Annotated in this window: 20 protein-coding genes; 12 read left to right on the top strand and 8 right to left on the bottom strand. The window is 62.1% G+C overall.

What is annotated here, in order from left to right; translation table 11 throughout:
- The first annotated feature begins 197 nt into the window (after window positions 1-197).
- Together rhtA and BJQ17_RS27535 are read left to right on the top strand one after the other, a co-directional pair.
- Window positions 198-1085 (top strand): threonine/homoserine exporter RhtA, encoded by an 888-nt coding sequence (gene rhtA, locus BJQ17_RS27540; protein ID WP_003250156.1) that lies wholly within the window; start codon window positions 198-200, stop codon window positions 1083-1085.
- 192 nt (window positions 1086-1277) lie between these two features.
- Window positions 1278-1559 (top strand): hypothetical protein, encoded by a 282-nt coding sequence (locus BJQ17_RS27535; protein WP_003250154.1) that lies wholly within the window; start codon window positions 1278-1280, stop codon window positions 1557-1559.
- A 39-nt stretch (window positions 1560-1598) separates the two neighbouring features.
- Here the strand turns inward: BJQ17_RS27535 and BJQ17_RS27530 are convergent, their stop codons facing one another.
- Entirely contained in the window at window positions 1599-3407 is a 1809-nt protein-coding gene (locus BJQ17_RS27530; protein ID WP_070096893.1) for an aminopeptidase P family protein, read from the bottom strand.
- Window positions 3408-3627: 220 nt separating this feature from the next.
- On the opposite strand from BJQ17_RS27530, the gene BJQ17_RS27525 reads away from it, so the two are divergent.
- Entirely contained in the window at window positions 3628-4746 is a 1119-nt protein-coding gene (locus BJQ17_RS27525) for a DUF3182 family protein (protein ID WP_003250145.1), read from the top strand.
- A complete protein-coding gene (locus BJQ17_RS27520) occupies window positions 4730-5500 on the top strand; it encodes a S9 family peptidase (RefSeq protein WP_070096892.1) in 771 nt (256 codons plus the stop codon). The genes BJQ17_RS27525 and BJQ17_RS27520 overlap by 17 nt, the downstream gene beginning before the upstream one ends.
- On the opposite strand, the gene BJQ17_RS27515 is transcribed toward BJQ17_RS27520, so the two are convergent.
- Both BJQ17_RS27515 and BJQ17_RS27510 read right to left on the bottom strand, forming a co-directional pair.
- The gene (locus BJQ17_RS27515; protein ID WP_014753863.1) at window positions 5479-5859 is read right to left on the bottom strand and encodes an antibiotic biosynthesis monooxygenase; all 381 of its coding nucleotides are present in this window, start codon (window positions 5857-5859) and stop codon (window positions 5479-5481) included. The genes BJQ17_RS27520 and BJQ17_RS27515 overlap by 22 nt on opposite strands.
- An 81-nt stretch (window positions 5860-5940) precedes the next feature.
- Complete coding sequence (locus BJQ17_RS27510) at window positions 5941-6933, bottom strand: GlxA family transcriptional regulator (protein ID WP_070096891.1); 993 nt, start codon at window positions 6931-6933, stop codon at window positions 5941-5943.
- A gap of 82 nt (window positions 6934-7015) precedes the next feature.
- Between BJQ17_RS27510 and BJQ17_RS27505 the strand changes: the two genes are divergently transcribed.
- Window positions 7016-7564, top strand: a complete 549-nt coding sequence (locus BJQ17_RS27505) for a cysteine hydrolase family protein (protein ID WP_003250137.1) — start codon at window positions 7016-7018, stop codon at window positions 7562-7564.
- Window positions 7565-7612: 48 nt separating this feature from the next.
- Here the strand turns inward: BJQ17_RS27505 and BJQ17_RS27500 are convergent, their stop codons facing one another.
- Entirely contained in the window at window positions 7613-8176 is a 564-nt protein-coding gene (locus BJQ17_RS27500) for a helix-turn-helix domain-containing protein (RefSeq protein ID WP_003250134.1), read from the bottom strand.
- 84 nt (window positions 8177-8260) lie between these two features.
- Between BJQ17_RS27500 and BJQ17_RS27495 the strand changes: the two genes are divergently transcribed.
- The 7 genes from BJQ17_RS27495 (at window position 8261) to BJQ17_RS27465 (ending at window position 15419) form a co-directional block, all read left to right on the top strand.
- Window positions 8261-9211: a DMT family transporter gene (locus tag BJQ17_RS27495; protein WP_070096890.1), complete on the top strand. Its 951-nt coding sequence runs from the start codon at window positions 8261-8263 to the stop codon at window positions 9209-9211.
- Between the two features lie 150 nt (window positions 9212-9361).
- Entirely contained in the window at window positions 9362-12277 is a 2916-nt protein-coding gene (locus BJQ17_RS27490; protein ID WP_003250131.1) for a monovalent cation/H+ antiporter subunit A, read from the top strand.
- On the top strand, window positions 12277-12621 hold the full coding sequence (locus tag BJQ17_RS27485; protein WP_003250128.1) for a Na+/H+ antiporter subunit C: 345 nt from the start codon (window positions 12277-12279) through the stop codon (window positions 12619-12621). Before BJQ17_RS27490 ends, BJQ17_RS27485 begins: the two co-directional genes overlap by 1 nt.
- Window positions 12618-14297 (top strand): monovalent cation/H+ antiporter subunit D, encoded by a 1680-nt coding sequence (locus tag BJQ17_RS27480; protein ID WP_070096889.1) that lies wholly within the window; start codon window positions 12618-12620, stop codon window positions 14295-14297. The genes BJQ17_RS27485 and BJQ17_RS27480 overlap by 4 nt, the downstream gene beginning before the upstream one ends.
- Window positions 14294-14782: a Na+/H+ antiporter subunit E gene (locus BJQ17_RS27475; protein ID WP_003250117.1), complete on the top strand. Its 489-nt coding sequence runs from the start codon at window positions 14294-14296 to the stop codon at window positions 14780-14782. Before BJQ17_RS27480 ends, BJQ17_RS27475 begins: the two co-directional genes overlap by 4 nt.
- Window positions 14779-15057, top strand: a complete 279-nt coding sequence (locus BJQ17_RS27470) for a K+/H+ antiporter subunit F (protein ID WP_003250109.1) — start codon at window positions 14779-14781, stop codon at window positions 15055-15057. The genes BJQ17_RS27475 and BJQ17_RS27470 overlap by 4 nt, the downstream gene beginning before the upstream one ends.
- The gene (locus tag BJQ17_RS27465; RefSeq protein ID WP_003250107.1) at window positions 15054-15419 is read left to right on the top strand and encodes a Na+/H+ antiporter subunit G; all 366 of its coding nucleotides are present in this window, start codon (window positions 15054-15056) and stop codon (window positions 15417-15419) included. The genes BJQ17_RS27470 and BJQ17_RS27465 overlap by 4 nt, the downstream gene beginning before the upstream one ends.
- Window positions 15420-15431: 12 nt before the next feature.
- Here the strand turns inward: BJQ17_RS27465 and BJQ17_RS27460 are convergent, their stop codons facing one another.
- The 4 genes from BJQ17_RS27460 to BJQ17_RS27445 form a co-directional block, all read right to left on the bottom strand.
- A complete protein-coding gene (locus tag BJQ17_RS27460; protein ID WP_070096888.1) occupies window positions 15432-15644 on the bottom strand; it encodes a hypothetical protein in 213 nt (70 codons plus the stop codon).
- Window positions 15641-16111, bottom strand: a complete 471-nt coding sequence (locus BJQ17_RS27455) for a hypothetical protein (protein ID WP_003250101.1) — start codon at window positions 16109-16111, stop codon at window positions 15641-15643. Before BJQ17_RS27455 ends, BJQ17_RS27460 begins: the two co-directional genes overlap by 4 nt.
- A gap of 345 nt (window positions 16112-16456) precedes the next feature.
- Window positions 16457-16651, bottom strand: a complete 195-nt coding sequence (locus BJQ17_RS27450; protein WP_003250100.1) for a hypothetical protein — start codon at window positions 16649-16651, stop codon at window positions 16457-16459.
- 177 nt (window positions 16652-16828) lie between these two features.
- The gene (locus BJQ17_RS27445) at window positions 16829-17233 is read right to left on the bottom strand and encodes a TraR/DksA family transcriptional regulator (RefSeq protein ID WP_003250099.1); all 405 of its coding nucleotides are present in this window, start codon (window positions 17231-17233) and stop codon (window positions 16829-16831) included.
- Window positions 17234-17571 lie beyond the last annotated feature (338 nt).

Raw genomic sequence — 17571 nt, 5'->3', positions numbered from 1 at the left:
ACTCAACACAGTGGCTAGCTTTGCTTCGCTACCGCGTTGGAGTGGTGCGCATTATAGGGAGGCCATCGAGAAGGTCAACCTTTAATTTCAATGATTTGAAATATTTCTGGCAAAACCGCTTAAGGGCTACCACCCACCCCACCAATTGCGCACTATATTGCTCAACACCTCCCTCGCCAAAGGATTGCCGCACTTAAATGAACACCCAGCCCCGCAGCCTGGCCGCCACCCTCTTCCCGATCGGCCTACTGCTTATCGCCATGGCATCGATTCAGTCCGGCGCCTCTCTGGCCAAAAGCATGTTCCCCATCATCGGCGCACAAGGCACCACCACCCTGCGCCTGATCTTCGCCAGCATCATCATGCTGCTTATACTGCGCCCGTGGCGGGTACGCATGACCGCCAACACGTTGCGCAACGTGGTCATCTACGGGATGGCACTGGGCGGCATGAACTTCCTCTTCTATATGGCCCTGCAAACGGTACCCATCGGTATCGCTGTGGCTCTGGAATTCACCGGCCCGTTGGCCGTGGCAATCTTCTCCTCGCGCCGACCGATCGATTTCCTGTGGATTGCGCTCGCCATCGCTGGGCTGCTGCTGTTGCTGCCAGCAGGTCACAGTGGCCAGGCACTCGACCCAGTGGGCGCCGCCTATGCGCTGGGGGCGGGCGTGTGCTGGGCGCTGTACATCCTGTTCGGGCAACGTGCAGGAGCCGAGCACGGCATCCAGAGCGCGGCCCTGGGGGTGGTAGTCGCGGCCCTGTTCGTCGCCCCCATCGGTATCGCCCACGCCGGTAGCGCTCTGCTCACACCTGCCGTGATCCCCATGGCGTTGGCCGTTGCAATACTGTCCACCGCCCTGCCATACAGCCTGGAAATGGTTGCCCTCACGCGAATCCCGGCGCGCACGTTCGGCACCCTGATGAGCATCGAACCGGCATTTGGCGCATTGTCCGGCCTGCTTTTCCTCGGCGAGATGCTGACACTCACTCAATGGCTGGCGATTCTGGCAATCATTACCGCCTCGGTCGGCACCACCCTGTCCATGCGCAAGGCAACCAGCCCGGCCATCGCAGCAGACTGATATGAGAAATATTTTCATTTGAGAAAGGATTAGTGATTGTAGCAGCCCGTCTCGCTGATTAAGCTGTCACAGAATCATCATCTTTACGCTATCTACTGGGCCGAACACGGACGCTGGGGGAAGGTTCAGGAAGAACCGAAGCGACAACGACAGGGTCGTGACAACTGATTTGCCCTGCATTTAAGGACAGGAATGAAACGAATTTTTCTCATCCTGGCCATCTTGGCTATTGCTGGATGTGCCGCCACAGCCAAGACCGAGGTCAAAAGGGGCAAGAAGGGCCTGCATATCAATTGCTCCGGTCTTTCTTCCTCGTGGGACAATTGCTACAGCAAGGCCGCAAGCGCCTGCAGCACGCGCGGCTACCGAGTTGTTGCGCGCTCGGGCGATAGCGATGAAGAAGCCGGTGACTATTTGTTCGGCATCAACCCGGCGGGTTACACCAGCCGTAGCATGATCGTCATCTGTAAATAGAGAAAAGGGCAGCTCGCAAACTGCCCTTTTTCATTTGTGTTACAGCGGTGCAGTACGCAGCTCCAACCAGGCTAGCGCATCCCCTTGGAGCAAAGGCGCCAGGCGCTCACGTACGCTGGCGTGATAGCCGTTCAGCCACTCCACCTCTTCCTTGGTCAGCAACCCGGGCAACAGACAGCGGGTGTCGATAGGGCACAGCGTCAAGGTCTCGAATTGCAGGAAGTCACCAAAGGCACTCCTCCCCGCTTCGCGGTTGACCACCAGGTTCTCGATGCGAACGCCCCACTGCCCCGGGCGGTACGTACCCGGCTCGATCGAACTGATCATGCCCGCTTGCATGGCCGTCTGCGGTGCAGGTGCCGCCTGGTAGGCGATCACTTGAGGCCCCTCGTGAACGTTCATGAAGTAGCCCACCCCGTGGCCCGTACCATGGCCATAGTCGACCTGGTCAGCCCAGATCGGCGCCCGGGCAATGGCGTCGAGCAACGGCGACAGTACCCCTCGCGGGAACGTGGCACGCGACAGGGCAATCATGCCCTTGAGTACACGGGTGCAGTCCTGCTTCTGTGCCAGACTGGGGTTACCGACCGGCACCATGCGGGTGATGTCGGTAGTGCCGCCCAGGTATTGACCGCCCGAGTCGATCAGTAGCAAGCCATTACCCTCGATGAGCGCATGCGACTGCTCGGTGGCACGGTAGTGTGGCATCGCGCCATTGCCATTGAAGGCGGCAATGGTAGAAAAGCTCAGTGACACGAAATCAGGGCGTCGAGCACGCGCGGCACTCAATTGCTCGTCAACCGTCAGCTCCGTAATGACCTCCCGGCCGAGGTTCGCCTCGAACCAGGCGAAAAACTCGCACAAGGCTGCGCCGTCCTGCTCCATGACCTGGCGAATATGCACCAGGTCGTCGTCACCCTTGCAGGACTTGCTCAGCGTGGTGGGGTTTAGCCCCTCGACAAGAACCACCTCTGCCGCCAGGTTGTCCAGCAGGCCGCAGGTCACCCGGGCCGGGTCCACCAGCAGCCGCGCCCCCGCAGGGACGGTGCCAAGCGCCTTGCCTGCTTCGCTGTAGTCGCGCACCTCGATGCCGTCGACCTCCAGCACATGACGCAGGTGCGCGCCCACCTTGTCCTGGCCCACGAACAGGATGGCCTGCTGCTGATTGATCAGGGCAAAGGCCAGGAAAACCGGATTGTAAGAAACATCGCTGCCGCGCAGGTTGAACAGCCAGGCAATGTCATCCAGGGTTGCGATGAAGTGCCAGTCGGCCCCCTTGGCCAGGATGCCCTGGCGCAATTGCGCGAGCTTTTCCGCCCGGCTCACCGTGGCGTGTGGCGGCAGGTGCTGGTACACCGGGTTGCCTGGCAGCGCCGGGCGCCCGTCCCAGACTTGACCCAGCAGGTCCATGTCAGTCACCAGCTGCGCTCCACGCGCCTTCAGCCGCTCGGCCAGCTGGCGCGCCGAAGCCAGGGCCATGACCGCACCATCCACTGCCACGCGACCGTTGGGCTCGACGTTTTCGCCCAACCATTCCAACGCTCCGGGTTTGCCCGGCAACAGTTTCATCAGTTCGATGCCGCTGCCCTCCAGCTCCTGAGCTGCCTGCTCCCAGTAGCGGCTGTCGACCCACAGCCCGGCAAAGCCGGGGGTGACCACCAGCGTACCAACCGAGCCCTGGAACCCCGAAAGCCACTGGCGCCCCTGCCAGTAACCGGGCAGGTATTCGGAAAGATGGGGGTCGGCCGAGGGTACCAGCAAGGCATCGATGCCCCCTGCCGCCATGGCTTGGCGCACGTGCACCAGTCGCTGCGGCACGCTTTGCTCAAGGGTGGTCTGGACGTTCATGCGCTCTCCTGCGACTTCATAACGGTTGATCCAATAGGCCGATAATGGAACAGCCACCCGGGCGCTGCAATCGCGACGACCAAGATACGGCATGCATTGCCCACCACGCCCTGTGCCAATAGGACACTTCCTACAACAGGACCAGGACCACCGATCAAGTTCCCCTGAACTTCCCCAAGACACCGGCTTCACACACAGTACACTCATTGCACACAGGCAAATGACCATGCCCAGTGCCATCGAACCGAAAGCCGGCGTGGTGTTGCTTGACACCCGCGACCACACGCCCGAACACGAGCACGGCGTTCATCTAAAGCTTGTCGAAGGCCTGGCACGTTTGCTGGGCTGCTCACCTATACAGCCCACGCAGCAGCCAGACGCCGCCGATGCCTACTATTATCTGCCAACCGAGACCCTGATCGACCCCAGGCGATATGCCGCCTTGGGTATTTGCAGCGAACAGGACCTGTTTGGCGGCATGGTGCCGCACCCCTACATGGCAACCAAGGCGATCTCTCACCCGTTACCCGCCGAGGCCAGCTTCCCGCCGGGCTGGACCGACGACTTTGCCCGACAGGCCAGCGATGCCCTGCTGCGCGGCTACACCGTGTTCAGCAAAACCGACGCTCGCACTGCCGCACAGTTGCTGCTGCTCGACGGCCCGCTGAGGGTCAAACCGGTACTGGCTTGCGCAGGACGCGGTCAACAGGTCATCACCACGGCAGACGCCCTTGAGCCTCTGCTGGCCGGCATGGATGACCAAACGTTGGCGCTGTGGGGCCTGGTGCTCGAAGAAGACCTGAGCAAGGTGCAAACCTTCAGTGTCGGTCAGGTGCGCGTCGCCGGCTTGACCTGCAGCTACTACGGTACCCAGCAACTGACACGTGACCATCAGGGTACCGAGGTCTACGGCGGTTCTGACCTGGTGGTGGTACGTGGCGACTATCAGGCGTTGCTACAGCTCCCACTGGAAGACCACCTGCGCCTTGCCATCAACCAGGCCATGGTTTACGAACAAGCCGCCGAGCAGCACTTCCCGGGCTTTGTCGCCTCACGTCGCAACTACGACATCGCCCGCGGCATCAGCCCTTCGGGCCACCTGTGCAGCGGGGTGCTCGAACAATCCTGGCGCTTGGGTGGTGCCAGCAGTGCCGAACTGTTGGCCCTGCAGGCGTTTGCCGATGACCCTGCATTGCAACGGGTACGTGCCTCCACCCACGAAGTATTCGGCAACCCCGACCTGCCCACTGACGCCACCCTCTTTTACCAAGGAAACGACAGTGAACTCGGACAACTCAGCAAATTTGCGCGGATTCGCGAACATGGCCATTCAGAGTGAAACCGTTGAACTGCAGGTCGAGAATGACCGCATCGCCGGCACCTTGGTCAGCCCGGGCACCAAAATGCCGGGGATTCTCTTCGTACACGGCTGGGGCGGCAGCCAGCAACGTGACCTGGCCCGCGCCCGGCATATCACCGGGCTGGGATGCGTGTGCATGACCTTCGACCTGCGCGGTCACGAAAAGACCGAAAGCCAGCGCCTCACGGTCACCCGTGAACAAAACCTGCAGGACTTGCTGGTGGCTTACGATCGATTGCTCAGCCACCCGGCTGTCGACAGCAGCGCCATCGCCATTATCGGCAGCAGCTATGGCGGTTACCTGGCGACTCTGCTGACCCGCCAACGGCCGGTCAGATGGCTGGCCCTGCGGGTACCTGCCCTGTACTGGGATGACGAATGGGGCACCCCGAAGCAAACCCTTGACCGTCAACGCCTGAATGCCTATCGCCAACGCCACCTGGGCCCGGCCGACAACCGCGCGCTGGCCGCGTGTGCCGAATTCGGCGGGGATGTGCTGCTGGTGGAGTCAGAGCAGGATGACTACGTGCCGCACAGTACCTTGATGAACTACCGCTCGGCGTTCGTCAACGCCCACTCGCTCACCCATCGCATCGTCGACGGCGCCGACCACGCACTGTCCAGCGAAGAGAGCCAGAAAGCGTACAGCTCGCTCCTGGCGGCATGGATCAGCGAGATGGTCATAGGTGCCCGCCTGGATCGCTACCCGCACTACGCACCTTGGTATGCCTGAGGACCGCCCACCTGGCAATGCAGGACGCCATCGTCGCCGCGCACCAGGCTGCGCAAGGCCTGGTAGGCGGCGAAGTTGACGCCGCGTGCCTGATGCTGGCCCAGCAGGTCAAGAAAGGATTCCTCGATGAAGTGCACGGCCGCCGCCGCCCAGGCCTGGCGTGACTGCCATTGCAAGTACTGCAACACCCGGCTGCCATCGTCGCTGGCCTGGATGCTCACACCCTGCAGCCCTTCGCAACGCGCAGCCAACGCTTCACTACGGGCCACCAGGGCCTGAGCCAACGCTTGCTGGCACATACTGGGCACTTCGTATTCGATCATCTGGGTAAACCACAAGGCATGAGGTGATGCCAACATCGACAGTCTCCTGGCTACGTACGCATGCAGCGCGATGCCGAGCAGGGTAAAACCTCAAGCAAAGTCAAGGTCAAGTGGTTTCTATAGAGCCTCGCCGGATACCGCAAACCGCCGCCGATATTCACTCGGGGTAAGGCCAGTGACACGCTGGAATACCTTGCGAAACGCGCCCGGATCCTGATAGCCGACACCCCACGCGATCTGTTCGACGTTGCGCCGGGTAAACTCCAGCAAGCGGCATGCACGCCCCACCCTCACCTGCTGGCAATACTCGGTCGGGCGCAGCCCGGTAGCGGCACGAAAGCGCCGCAAGAAAGTGCGCGCCTCCAGCCCCGCGCAGGCCGCCATCGTGGCCAGGTCAGCATCCTGCCCGCCATCGCCCTGCAACCAGTGCTGCACCTTCAACACGGCCTCGTCGCCGTGATCCAGGCGCGGGTTGAACACAGCGCCGGGCAGCGGCGCCGCGACCGGATCGACGGCCAGATAGCGGGCGGTCTCCTGAGCCACCGTCGTCCCCAAAAAGCGCTCCAGCAGGCGCAAGCCGAGGTCCGTCCAGGCCATCAACCCTGCCGAGGTCACGATGTCGCCATCATCCAGCAACGGCTGCTGAGCCTCTACCCGCACCCTGGGGAAGCGCTGGGCAAGCGCATGCACATAATTCCAGTGCGTGCAGGCCGGGCGCCCGTCGAGCAAACCGCTGGCGGCAATGAAAAATACACCGATGCATACCGACGCCAGCACCGTACCACGCCCGTGCAGCAGGCACAGCGGCGCGCGATGACGTTCGAGCAACTCGGCTTGCGGAGCTGACTCCAGGCTTGGCGGAATGATCAGGACCCGCAGGCCTGGTACGGTGACAGCTGAGTTATCCGACGCAGGCAACAACTGCCCCGTCTCATCTGCCTGCCAGCAACTGACGCGAATGTGCGGCAGCTCGACGGCCCCCAGTTCGGCCGCAACCCGGTTGGCCACCAGGAACAGGTCGGCCAGGCCATGCACAGCGGCTTGCTGCACGCCGGGGTATAGCAGCAAGCCGATATCCAGGTTAGCGCCGGTGTCAGTTTTTGCCCGCATAGTGTCGTTCGCGCCAATCCTCAGGTGAGTGAACACAGCCTATAACTAACGTCTCTCGACGACTACTGCCACAGGAGGCAGCATGAGCAAGCAGGCACTGATCATCATCGACATCCAGAACGACTACTTCCCGGGCGGCAAGTGGCCCCTCGATGGCGCCGACCAGGCGGCCGACAACGCCGCCCGCCTGCTGGCGGCCGCACGCCAGCGCGGCGACCTGGTGGTCCATGTGCGGCATGAGTTCGACACTGCCGATGCGCCCTTCTTTGCCCCCGGCTCGCAGGGTGCGGCCATCCACGCCAAGGTCGAGCCATTGCCGAGCGAGCCGGTGGTGCTCAAGCACAAGGTCAACGCCTTCCTCGGTACCGATCTTGAGCACACGCTGGACCGGCATGGCGTCGAGGCGCTGACCATCGTCGGCAGCATGAGCCACATGTGCATTGACGCCGCCACCCGGGCTGCAGCCGATCTGGGCTATCAAGTGACTGTGGCGCACGATGCCTGCGCGACCCTGCCACTGGCGTTCGACGGCAAGCAGGTGCCGGCGGCTCATGTGCATGATTCGGCGATGGCGGCGTTGGCGTTTGCCTATGCCAATGTGGTGAAGACCGACGAGCTGCTGAAAAGCTGATCGGCTTGAGACCTTTGGGGCTGCACAGCAGCCCCAAAGCCTGCAGGCTCAAATCGCCACATTGCGCACAAACCGAACAGCCACCACGCCATCGTTACGGTAGGCATACCGGCAGTTACTGGGGAACACATGGAACTGCCCCACCTGCAAGCGATGCTCGACCTCTTCGATGATCAGCGTCAGCTGCCCATCGATCACATAAATCTGCTCGCTCCAGCCTTCGGCATCGGCCTCACTGTGATAGCACTCCCCCGGTGCCAGGGTCCATTCCCAAAGTTCCACCTCGCGCCTTGCCGGGCTGGTGCCCAGCAACACCGCTCGGCTCTGCGGGTGTTCGCCAGCCCACGCCAGCTCTTCAATGCGCCCGGGGTCGCGCAGGTCTGGCGCCTGGATCAGGGTACTGAAAGCCACGCCCAAGGCTTCGGCAATCAGGTCCAATGTGGTCAGGCTGACATTCTTCTCGCCCGCCTCGATCGCGACCAGCATGCGCCGGCTGACCCCTGAACGCTCGGCCAGCGCCGCCTGACTCAAGCCGGCGGCGTTGCGCAGACTGCGCACATTGAGGCTGACATGTTGCAGCACCGATGCCCGGTGCGAAGAATCCTTGTGCACTATATTGCTCACTGGTCAAGATTGCGCAGTATACTGCCCACTTTTGCGGCGATTGTGCGCCGCCCTTTCCGAGTGTGCAAGACCATGAATCAGCCCAGCAGCAAGCCTACCCCTGCCGTCACCTTCCGCCTGAGCAAGGCCGAACTGGTGCTGGTATTCATCACCATGTTGTGGGGCGGCACTTTCCTGTTGGTGCATAACGTAATGACCGTCAGCGGCCCGATGTTCTTCGTCGGCCTGCGTTTTGCGGCAGCCGCGCTGTTCGTTGGTGTGGTCTCGGCGCGAGCGCTGCCCGGCCTGACCTTCACCGAACTGAAGGCCGGCATGCTGATCGGCGTGTCGATCATGCTCGGCTATGGCCTGCAGACCATGGGCCTGCAAACCATCAGCAGCAGCCAGTCAGCGTTCATCACTGCGCTGTACGTCCCGTTCGTGCCGCTGCTGCAGTGGCTGGTGCTGGGGCGGCGGCCTGGCCTGATGCCCAGCATGGGTATCTGCCTGGCATTCATCGGCCTGATGCTGCTGGCCGGGCCGGAAGGCGGCAGCCTGCGTTTCAGCGAGGGCGAACTGGTCACCCTGATCAGCGCCGTGGCCATCGCCGGTGAAATCATTCTGATCAGCCGCTACGCCGGTCAGGTCGATGTGCGCCGGGTTACGGTGGTACAACTTGCGACCGCATCGCTGCTGGCGTTTCTCATGATCGTGCCGACCCAGGAGCGCCTCCCCGACTTCTCCTGGCTGTTGCTTGCCAGCGCAGTGGGCCTGGGCGCAATGAGTGCGGTGATCCAAGTGGCAATGAACTGGGCACAGAAGTCGGTCTCGCCTACCCGCGCCACACTCATCTATGCCGGTGAACCGGTGTGGGCCGGCATCGTCGGGCGTCTGGCTGGCGAGCGCCTGCCTGGCGTGGCGCTACTCGGCGGCCTGCTGATCGTGGTTGCCGTGGTGGTCAGTGAACTCAAGATGCGGCGCCCTCGCGAAACCGTCGAAACACGTGATGTGCAGAACCCTGGCGAAGGCCAGGCGGGGCTATAAAACAGTCAACAGCGGCTATTCTTTGTAAAAAACTGTTATAAAAAAACCGCTTGTCACAGCCGGTTTGTAGGATTCTGCGACAGCTTGCGTGTTGGTGATAAACACCTCGGCACGTATGATTCTTTGCAAACTTCTCCAGAATAGGCCGCTATGTCCTTGATAGTGCTATTGCTTCTGCCGTTCGTGGGCAGTTGCCTGGCAGCTGTGCTGCCGCACAACGCACGTAACGCCGAGTCCATTCTTGCCGGGCTCGTAGCCCTGGTCGGCACCGTCCAGGTAGCACTTCTGTACCCTCAGATTGCCCATGGTGGCGTCATTCGCGAAGAGTTCCTGTGGCTACCCAGCCTGGGGCTGAACCTGGTGTTGCGCATGGACGGCTTTGCCTGGCTGTTCTCGTTGCTGGTACTGGGCATTGGCACGCTGGTATCGCTGTATGCGCGCTACTACATGTCACCGCAAGACCCGGTCCCACGCTTCTTCGCGTTCTTCCTGGCCTTCATGGGCGCCATGCTCGGCCTGGTCATCTCCGGCAACCTGATCCAACTGGTGTTCTTCTGGGAACTGACCAGCCTGTTCTCCTTCCTGCTGATCGGCTACTGGCACCACCGCGCCGACGCCCGTCGCGGCGCCTACATGGCGCTGATGGTAACCGGTGCAGGCGGCTTGTGCCTGTTGGTAGGGGCCCTGCTGCTCGGCCATGTGGTCGGCAGCTATGACCTGGACAAGGTCCTGGCTGCCGGGCATACCATCCGCCAGCATGCGCTTTACCCGGTGCTGCTGCCCCTGATACTCATCGGCGCCCTGACCAAGAGCGCACAGTTTCCCTTCCAGTTCTGGCTGCCCCACGCCATGGCAGCGCCCACACCGGTGTCGGCCTATTTGCACTCGGCCACCATGGTCAAGGCCGGGGTGTTCCTGCTGGCACGCCTGTGGCCGGTACTCTCCGGTAGCGAGGAGTGGTTCTGGATTGTCGGCGGTGCCGGCGCCCTCACCCTGCTGCTTGGCGCTTTCGCCGCCATGTTCCAAAATGACCTCAAGGGCCTGCTGGCCTATTCGACCATCAGCCACCTGGGCCTGATTACCCTGCTGCTGGGCCTTAACAGCCCGCTGGCTGCCGTCGCCGCGGTATTCCACATTCTCAACCATGCCACCTTCAAGGCCTCGCTGTTCATGGCCGCCGGCATCATCGACCACGAGAGCGGCACCCGCGACATTCGCCGCCTCAGCGGCCTGATCCGCCTGGTGCCCTACACCGCGACCCTGGCCATGGTCGCCAGCGCCTCGATGGCCGGCGTGCCGCTGATGAACGGCTTCCTGTCGAAGGAAATGTTCTTTGCCGAAACGGTATTCATCAGTTCCACCGCCTGGGTCGAGGCCACGCTGCCGGTGATCGCCACCCTGGCCGGCACCTTCAGCGTGGCGTACGCCCTGCGTTTTACCGTCGATGTGTTCTTCGGGCCGACGGCCCAGGACCTGCCCCATACCCCGCACGAGCCGCCACGCTGGATGCGTGCTCCGGTGGAGCTGCTGGTGCTCACGTGCCTGGTCGTGGGCATCTTCCCCACCCAGTCGGTCGGCCCCCTGTTGGCCGCTGCGGCCCTGCCGGTGGTTGGCGGCACCCTGCCAGAATACAGCCTGGCCATCTGGCATGGCTGGAACGCGCCAATGATCATGAGCCTGGTTGCCATGAGCGGCGGCATCGTTCTGTACCTGCTGCTGCGCAAACAACTGCGCCTGGGTCGCTTCCCCTACCCGCCCGTGATCGAGCGCTTCAATGGCAAGCGGTTGTTCGAGCACGGCCAGGTTCATCTGATGTTGCTGGCGCGTCGCATCGAACGCCTGTTCACCACCCGGCGGCTGCAGTCGCAGCTGTTCATGCTGGTATTCGCCGCGTTCCTCGCGGGCCTCACGCCGATGCTCCATAGCGGCCTGAGCTGGGGTGATCGCCCGAAGATTCCGGGTTCCGGGGTATTCGTCGCCCTGTGGCTGATCGCCATTGCCTGCGCCATCGGCGCCGCCTATCAGGCCAAGTACCACCGCCTGGCGGCACTGATCATGGTCAGCGTCTGCGGCCTGATGACCTGCATCACCTTCGTCTGGTTCTCTGCGCCCGACCTGGCACTGACCCAGTTGGTGGTGGAAGTGGTCACCACCGTGCTGATCCTGCTCGGCCTGCGCTGGCTGCCACGGCGTATCGAAGGCGTGTCACCGCTGCCGGGTAGCCTGGAGCGCGCGCGCATGCGCCGCCTGCGCGACTTGCTGCTGGCCGTGCTGGTGGGTGGCGGCATGGCCGTGCTGTCGTACGCCATGCTGACCCGGCCCACGCCCAACGACATTTCCTCGTTCTATCTGAGCCGTGCGTTGCCTCAGGGCGGCGGCACCAATGTGGTCAATGTCATGCTGGTCGACTTCCGCGGCTTCGATACCCTCGGTGAAATCACCGTGTTGGTGGCTGTGGCACTGACGGTGTTCGCCCTGCTACGGCGCTTCCGTCCTCCAAAAGAGAGCATGCAGCTGCCGGCGCAACAACGCCAATTGGCGCCGGACGTAGTCACCGACCTGATCAACCCGCGGCATGCCACCGATACCGCGCTGGGCTTCATGATGGTGCCGGCAGCGCTGGTGCGCCTGCTGCTGCCGATCGCCTTGCTGGTGTCGATGTACCTGTTCATGCGCGGGCACAACCAGCCCGGTGGCGGCTTTGTCGCTGGCTTGGTCATGTCGGTGGCGTTCATCCTCCAGTACATGGTGGCCGGCACCCAGTGGGTCGAAGCGCAGATGAGCCTGCGGCCGCTGCGCTGGATGGGTACCGGGCTGCTGTGCGCGACCCTGACCGGGGTCGGCGCCATGCTGCTGGGTTACCCGTTCCTCACCACCCATACCGCCCACTTGCACCTGCCATTGCTGGGTGATGTGCACGTGGCCAGCGCGCTGTTCTTCGATATTGGCGTATTCACCGTCGTGGTCGGCTCGACCCTGCTGATCCTCACAGCCCTGGCGCACCAGTCGGTGCGCGCCTACCGCCCGGGCAACCCGGCAAAAACCAGCCAAGCAGGAGCCGCCTGATGGAAGAAGTGATTGCAGTCGCCATCGGCGTACTGGCTGCCTCCGGAGTGTGGCTGATCCTGCGTCCGCGTACCTACCAGGTGATCATGGGCCTGTGCCTGCTTTCTTACGGGGTCAACCTGTTCATCTTCAGCATGGGCAGCCTGTTCATCGGCAAGGAGCCAATCATCAAGGATGGCGTTACCCAGGACCTGTTGCATTACACCGACCCGCTGCCACAGGCACTGGTGCTCACCGCCATCGTCATCAGTTTCGCCATGACCGCGCTGTTCCTGGTAGTGCTGCTGGCCTCGCGAGGGCTGACCGGTACCGACCACGTGGATGGCCGGGAGCGTGACGAATGAGTGATATCAGTCAACTGATTGTCGCCCCCATCCTGCTGCCGCTGATCACGGCGGCGATGATGTTGCTGCTGGGTGAAAAGCACAGGCACATCAAAGCCAGGCTGAACCTGCTGTCCACCTTCTCCGGCCTGGTGATCGCGGTCTGTCTGCTGCTGTGGGTGCGCACCCAGGGCCAGGCAGCGTCGATCGGCGTGTACCTGCCGGGCAACTGGCCGGCGCCATTCGGCATCGTGCTGGTGGTGGACCACCTGTCCGCGCTCTTGCTGACCCTGACCGGGGTCATCGGTTTCAGCGCGCTGCTATTTGCCCGTGCCCGCTGGGACGGTGCAGGGGCCAGCTTCCATGCGCTGTTCCAGATCCAGCTGATGGGGCTGTACGGCGCCTTCCTCACCGCCGACCTGTTCAACCTGTTCGTCTTCTTCGAAGTGCTGCTGGCCGCCTCCTATGGCCTGCTGCTGCATGGTTCGGGGCGTGCGCGGGTGCGCGCCGGCCTGCACTACATCGCTATCAACCTGTTCGCCTCGTCGCTGTTCCTGATCGGCGCAGCGATGCTGTATGGCGTGACCGGTACCCTGAACATGGCGGACCTGGCGCTGAAGATTCCACTGGTACCGGAGGCCGACCGTGGCCTGCTGCATGCCGGCGCGGCAATCCTGGCCATGGCCTTCCTGGTCAAGGCCGGTATCTGGCCGCTGAACTTCTGGCTGGTGCCAGCTTACGCGTCTGCCAGCGCGCCGGTGGCTGCACTGTTCGCCATCATGACCAAAGTCGGCCTGTACGCCGTGCTGCGCCTGTGGACATTACTGTTCTCCGGGCAGGCCGGGGCCTCGGCGCATTTCGGCGGCGAATGGCTGGTTTACGGCGGCCTGGTTACCCTGGCGGTGGCAGCGGTATCAATCCTGGCGGCACAGCGCCTGGAGCGTATGGCGGCACTCAGTATCCTGGTCTCGGCCGGCACGCTGCTGGGTGCGGTGGGTTTTGCCCAGGCGGCTCTGACCGGCGCGGCGCTGTTCTATCTGGTCAACTCGACCCTTGCGCTGTGCGCACTGTTCCTGCTCGCCGAACTGGTCGAACGCTCGCGCTCGGCCAATGAAGCGCCACTGGACGACGAAGAAGACGCCATGCCGCCGCCACTGGAATCGCTGCACCCGCCCAAGGGCATCAACCTCGACGATGAACAGCAGGTGGTAATCGGCCAGATCATCCCGTGGACCATGGCCTTCCTCGGCCTCAGCTTCATCGCCTGTGCGCTACTGATCATCGGCATGCCGCCGCTGTCGGGCTTTGTCGGCAAGCTCAACCTGATCAGTGCGCTGTTCAATCCACTGGGCCTCGGCGTACCGGTCGAGCAGCCCCTGAGTGCCGCCGGCTGGGGCCTGGTGGCGTTGCTGATCCTGTCCGGCATGGCCTCGCTGATCGCCTTCGGCCGCGTCGGCATCCAGCGTTTCTGGAAGCCCGAAGAGCGTCCGTCCCCGGTGCTGCGGCGCTATGAATGCCTGCCCATTGTCATCCTGCTCGGTCTATGCCTCATCCTCAGCCTCAAGGCCGAGCCGTTGCTGCGCTACACCCAGGACACTGCCGCCAGCCTGCAGGCCCCCGATGCCTATATCGACGCCGTGATGGCCGCCCGGCCGATTCCTGGCCCCACCTCGCGCGACGTACAGGTGCAGCCATGAACCGACTGTTCCCCGCCCCACTGCTATCGGTCTCGCTGTTCGGCCTGTGGCTGCTGCTGAACCTCTCGGTCAGCCCTGGCAACCTGCTGCTGGGCGCCGCACTTGGCATACTGGCGCCACTGTTGATGGCGCCCCTGCGCCCGCAGCATGCACACGTACGGCGCCCCCTGGTCATCGCCCGCCTGATCGTCCGGGTCGGCATCGATGTGATCGCCTCCAACCTGCTGGTAGCCCGTGGTGTGCTGCGGGCCGGCAAGCAGCCGCCACGTTCTGCGTTCGTTCACATACCACTGGCATTGCGTGACCCCCACGGCCTGGCAGCGCTGTCGATGATCACCACGGTGGTGCCTGGCACTGTCTGGTCCGAACTGGCACTGGACCGCAGTGTGCTGTTGCTGCATGTGTTTGAGCTGGACGATGAAGCGGCCTTCATACAGCACTTCAAGGACACTTACGAACGCCCGCTTATGGAGATTTTCCAATGACAGGCCTGCTCGCCAATGCCGTCCTCGCCAGCCTGTTCATCTTCGCCCTGGCCATGGGCCTGGCGCTGATCCGGCTGTTCCGTGGCCCGTCCGCCCAAGACCGCGTGCTGGCCCTGGACTACCTGTACATCCTGGCCATGCTCACCATGTTGGTGCTGGGTATCCGTTATGCCAGTGACACCTACTTCGAAGGGGCCCTGCTGATTGCACTGTTTGGTTTTGTCGGCTCGTTTGCCTTGGCCAAGTTTCTGCTGCGCGGTGAGGTGATCGAATGACTGAAGCCCTGGTACTGCCATTCTGGCTGGAGCTGGTCACCGCCGCGCTACTGCTTACCGGCAGCCTGTTCGCCTTGGTCGGTGCTATAGGCCTGGTACGCCTGAAAGACTACTTCCAGCGCATGCACCCGCCAGCGCTGGCCTCGACCCTTGGTGCCTGGTGCGTTGCACTGGCCTCGATCATCTACTTTTCGTGGCTCAAGGGCACCCCTGTGCTACACGCGTGGCTGATTCCGATCCTGCTGTCGATCACCGTGCCGATTACCACGCTGTTGCTGGCGCGGGCGGCGCTGTTTCGCAAACGCATGTCCAAAGAGCCGGTGCCTGAAGAGGTCAGCAGCGGCCGAGACCGTGGCAATTGAAGGTTTGCCGTCTCAACCTTGGCTGAGGCGCTGCAACTCTCGCCGGACCATGGCGGCATATGGCGGCGGGCTGAGGCGATAGAGCTCAGCCGCCACCCAAGTCAACCAGGCGCCTTGCAGCTTTTCACGTCCGGCCAGCAAACGTTCTGCCTCAGCCACGGCATCTGCCTGGTGCTGCCGATGAAACTCGGCCCGCGAGGCTGGTGCGTCGTCACTGTCGATCATTCACTGGCCTTGAAGGTGGTCAGTTCACCCTTGCGCCATTTGGCGACCTTGCCAGTCACTGCTTTAAGCAACTTGCCCAGGCCTTCCTGCACTTGCTGCTGCGCGGCGAATACCAGCATCACGCCATGGCCTTCACGAAACACGATGCCCTCGCCTTCCGGCACAGAAACGAAGGCGTAGTCGCCCACGCCATACACATTCAACTTGATTTCGCGAAAGCGCATTTCCAGCTTGCCACCTTCGCGGCTGGGCAATACGGCAGCACGAAAGTGGTCGCCGACTTTCAGTTCAAGGCGCTGCTTGTCATCGACCACCAGTGCACTCTCGGTGTCGATTTCGGCCATGTACAGGCCTTCAGGACTCTGTTCGGTGACATAGATGAAGCGGCCCTGAAACAGTTGGGCCAATTTACCGCGCAAGTCGCCCAAGGCGAACAACGCATGCGTATCAAGTGTGCTGACTGCCAATGAAGTAATCCTCAACCGGTTACAACCCGCCCTCACCCAAGCTCGGGGAGGCACGGCCATTTCTTATCGATAGGCAAAAAGAGTAATAAAGCGATATGCGAAATGTCTGTGCTCGCTGACGATGCAGCGTGCAGGAATCTTTACTCTGGTTTGCCAGACTCGCCCTCAACCGAAGGCGTTTGGCTCATTCCCGGCTTGGGAAGCGTGATGCCTGAAATCACTTGCCAGAAATCGCAACCAATGGCGTGAGCCTGCAAGAAGACAAGCCCTGGCATCCATGTGCGCATTACTGTAGGACAAATATGCCCGAAAACACCGAAACCCGTCGAGAGGCAATAAACATTTTCAGGCAGCCAGGCCTTTCTTCAGTTGCAGTTGCCAGGCAGCCTGACACTCAAGCGCTTCTTCGCGCGTGGCGAAGGCGGTGCCGCGGCGCTCGCCGTTGACCAGCACGACCCAGCAAATGCGCTTGCCCAGCGCCTGTAAGGTGGCCGGCACACCCGACCCTATCATCACAGCCACATCGACTCGGCTATTCATCATTCCCTCCGGAATTTAATTAGCACCCTAACGATAAAGCCATGATACGCCCGACAGTGACGCGGAAACAGCGCATCCCGGTACATCAGTGTTTCGTAAGGCGTAACAAAAACGGTATCGACGAGAAACGCAAAAAGCCCCAGGAATTGCTTCGAGGGGCTTGCACCACGCGCGGGTTTATACCTGACGCTGGTGGCGGTCGAGCTGCTCGTGGCGCTCCTGGGCTTCGATGCAGTACTTGGTGGTCGGGCTGATCAGCAAGCGCTTCAGGCCGATAGGCTCACCACTGTCATCGCACCAGCCGAAGCTTTCGTCGGCAATACGGTCCAGGGCCATTTCCAGCTGTGGCAGCAGGCGCTGGTCGCGGTCGATGGCATTTACCAGCCAGCTACGTTCTTCTTCGACCGAAGCCACGTCGGCGGGGTCTGACGGGGTGTCCAGGCCTTCGATGGTGGTGCGGCTGAGTTCGATGCGTTCATGGGTTTCGACTTTCATCGCCTGCAGCAGCTCAGTAAAGAAGGCAAGCTGGTCGGCGTTCATGTAGTCATCGGCCGACATGGCCAGCAACTGTTCCTTGGTCATCGATTTCTCTATGAAAAAATGTGCATTTGGGCGATTCATGTGCCGTCGATGCCTATGCATCGCCAGCGGAATTCTTCAAGCGCCAACCGGCACTCTTTTACAGGGGGCGGCAGTCTAAGGCGCCACGCCGCGTGGAGCAACTGCAAATGGGTGCGAATTTGCTTCCACTGCTCACAATCCGCTGGTCGGCACCCCAGCTCAGCTGCAGGGCCAGTAGTAAACTGAGATTCTGGCAGTGCCCATCCGCCTGCTGTTGCTGTTGCTGTTGCTGTTGCTGTTGCCGTTGATCTTGATCTTGATCTTGATCTTGATCTTGATCTTCGCGACTTCAGGAGGCC

Source organism: Pseudomonas sp. NBRC 111139 (genome assembly GCF_001753955.1).
GTDB classification, from domain to species: Bacteria; Pseudomonadota; Gammaproteobacteria; order Pseudomonadales; family Pseudomonadaceae; genus Aquipseudomonas; species Aquipseudomonas alloputida.
This window is presented reverse-complemented; position numbering and strand designations above follow the sequence as displayed.

Excerpts from the sequence above, each read along its gene's own strand:
- BJQ17_RS27485 (WP_003250128.1), top strand. The coding sequence starts at position 12,277 with ATGGAAGAAGTGATTGCAGTCGCCATCGGCGTACTGGCTGCCTCCGGA.
- BJQ17_RS27525 (WP_003250145.1), top strand. The coding sequence starts at position 3,628 with ATGACCATGCCCAGTGCCATCGAACCGAAAGCCGGCGTGGTGTTGCTT.
- BJQ17_RS27520 (WP_070096892.1), top strand. The coding sequence starts at position 4,730 with ATGGCCATTCAGAGTGAAACCGTTGAACTGCAGGTCGAGAATGACCGC.
- BJQ17_RS27495 (WP_070096890.1), top strand. The coding sequence starts at position 8,261 with ATGAATCAGCCCAGCAGCAAGCCTACCCCTGCCGTCACCTTCCGCCTG.
- BJQ17_RS27445 (WP_003250099.1), bottom strand. The coding sequence starts at position 17,233 with ATGACCAAGGAACAGTTGCTGGCCATGTCGGCCGATGACTACATGAAC.
- BJQ17_RS27480 (WP_070096889.1), top strand. The coding sequence starts at position 12,618 with ATGAGTGATATCAGTCAACTGATTGTCGCCCCCATCCTGCTGCCGCTG.
- BJQ17_RS27515 (WP_014753863.1), bottom strand. The coding sequence starts at position 5,859 with ATGTTGGCATCACCTCATGCCTTGTGGTTTACCCAGATGATCGAATAC.
- BJQ17_RS27450 (WP_003250100.1), bottom strand. The coding sequence starts at position 16,651 with ATGAATAGCCGAGTCGATGTGGCTGTGATGATAGGGTCGGGTGTGCCG.
- BJQ17_RS27535 (WP_003250154.1), top strand. The coding sequence starts at position 1,278 with ATGAAACGAATTTTTCTCATCCTGGCCATCTTGGCTATTGCTGGATGT.
- rhtA (WP_003250156.1), top strand. The coding sequence starts at position 198 with ATGAACACCCAGCCCCGCAGCCTGGCCGCCACCCTCTTCCCGATCGGC.
- BJQ17_RS27510 (WP_070096891.1), bottom strand. The coding sequence starts at position 6,933 with ATGCGGGCAAAAACTGACACCGGCGCTAACCTGGATATCGGCTTGCTG.
- BJQ17_RS27530 (WP_070096893.1), bottom strand. The coding sequence starts at position 3,407 with ATGAACGTCCAGACCACCCTTGAGCAAAGCGTGCCGCAGCGACTGGTG.
- BJQ17_RS27490 (WP_003250131.1), top strand. The coding sequence starts at position 9,362 with ATGTCCTTGATAGTGCTATTGCTTCTGCCGTTCGTGGGCAGTTGCCTG.
- BJQ17_RS27470 (WP_003250109.1), top strand. The coding sequence starts at position 14,779 with ATGACAGGCCTGCTCGCCAATGCCGTCCTCGCCAGCCTGTTCATCTTC.
- BJQ17_RS27505 (WP_003250137.1), top strand. The coding sequence starts at position 7,016 with ATGAGCAAGCAGGCACTGATCATCATCGACATCCAGAACGACTACTTC.
- BJQ17_RS27475 (WP_003250117.1), top strand. The coding sequence starts at position 14,294 with ATGAACCGACTGTTCCCCGCCCCACTGCTATCGGTCTCGCTGTTCGGC.
- BJQ17_RS27465 (WP_003250107.1), top strand. The coding sequence starts at position 15,054 with ATGACTGAAGCCCTGGTACTGCCATTCTGGCTGGAGCTGGTCACCGCC.
- BJQ17_RS27460 (WP_070096888.1), bottom strand. The coding sequence starts at position 15,644 with ATGATCGACAGTGACGACGCACCAGCCTCGCGGGCCGAGTTTCATCGG.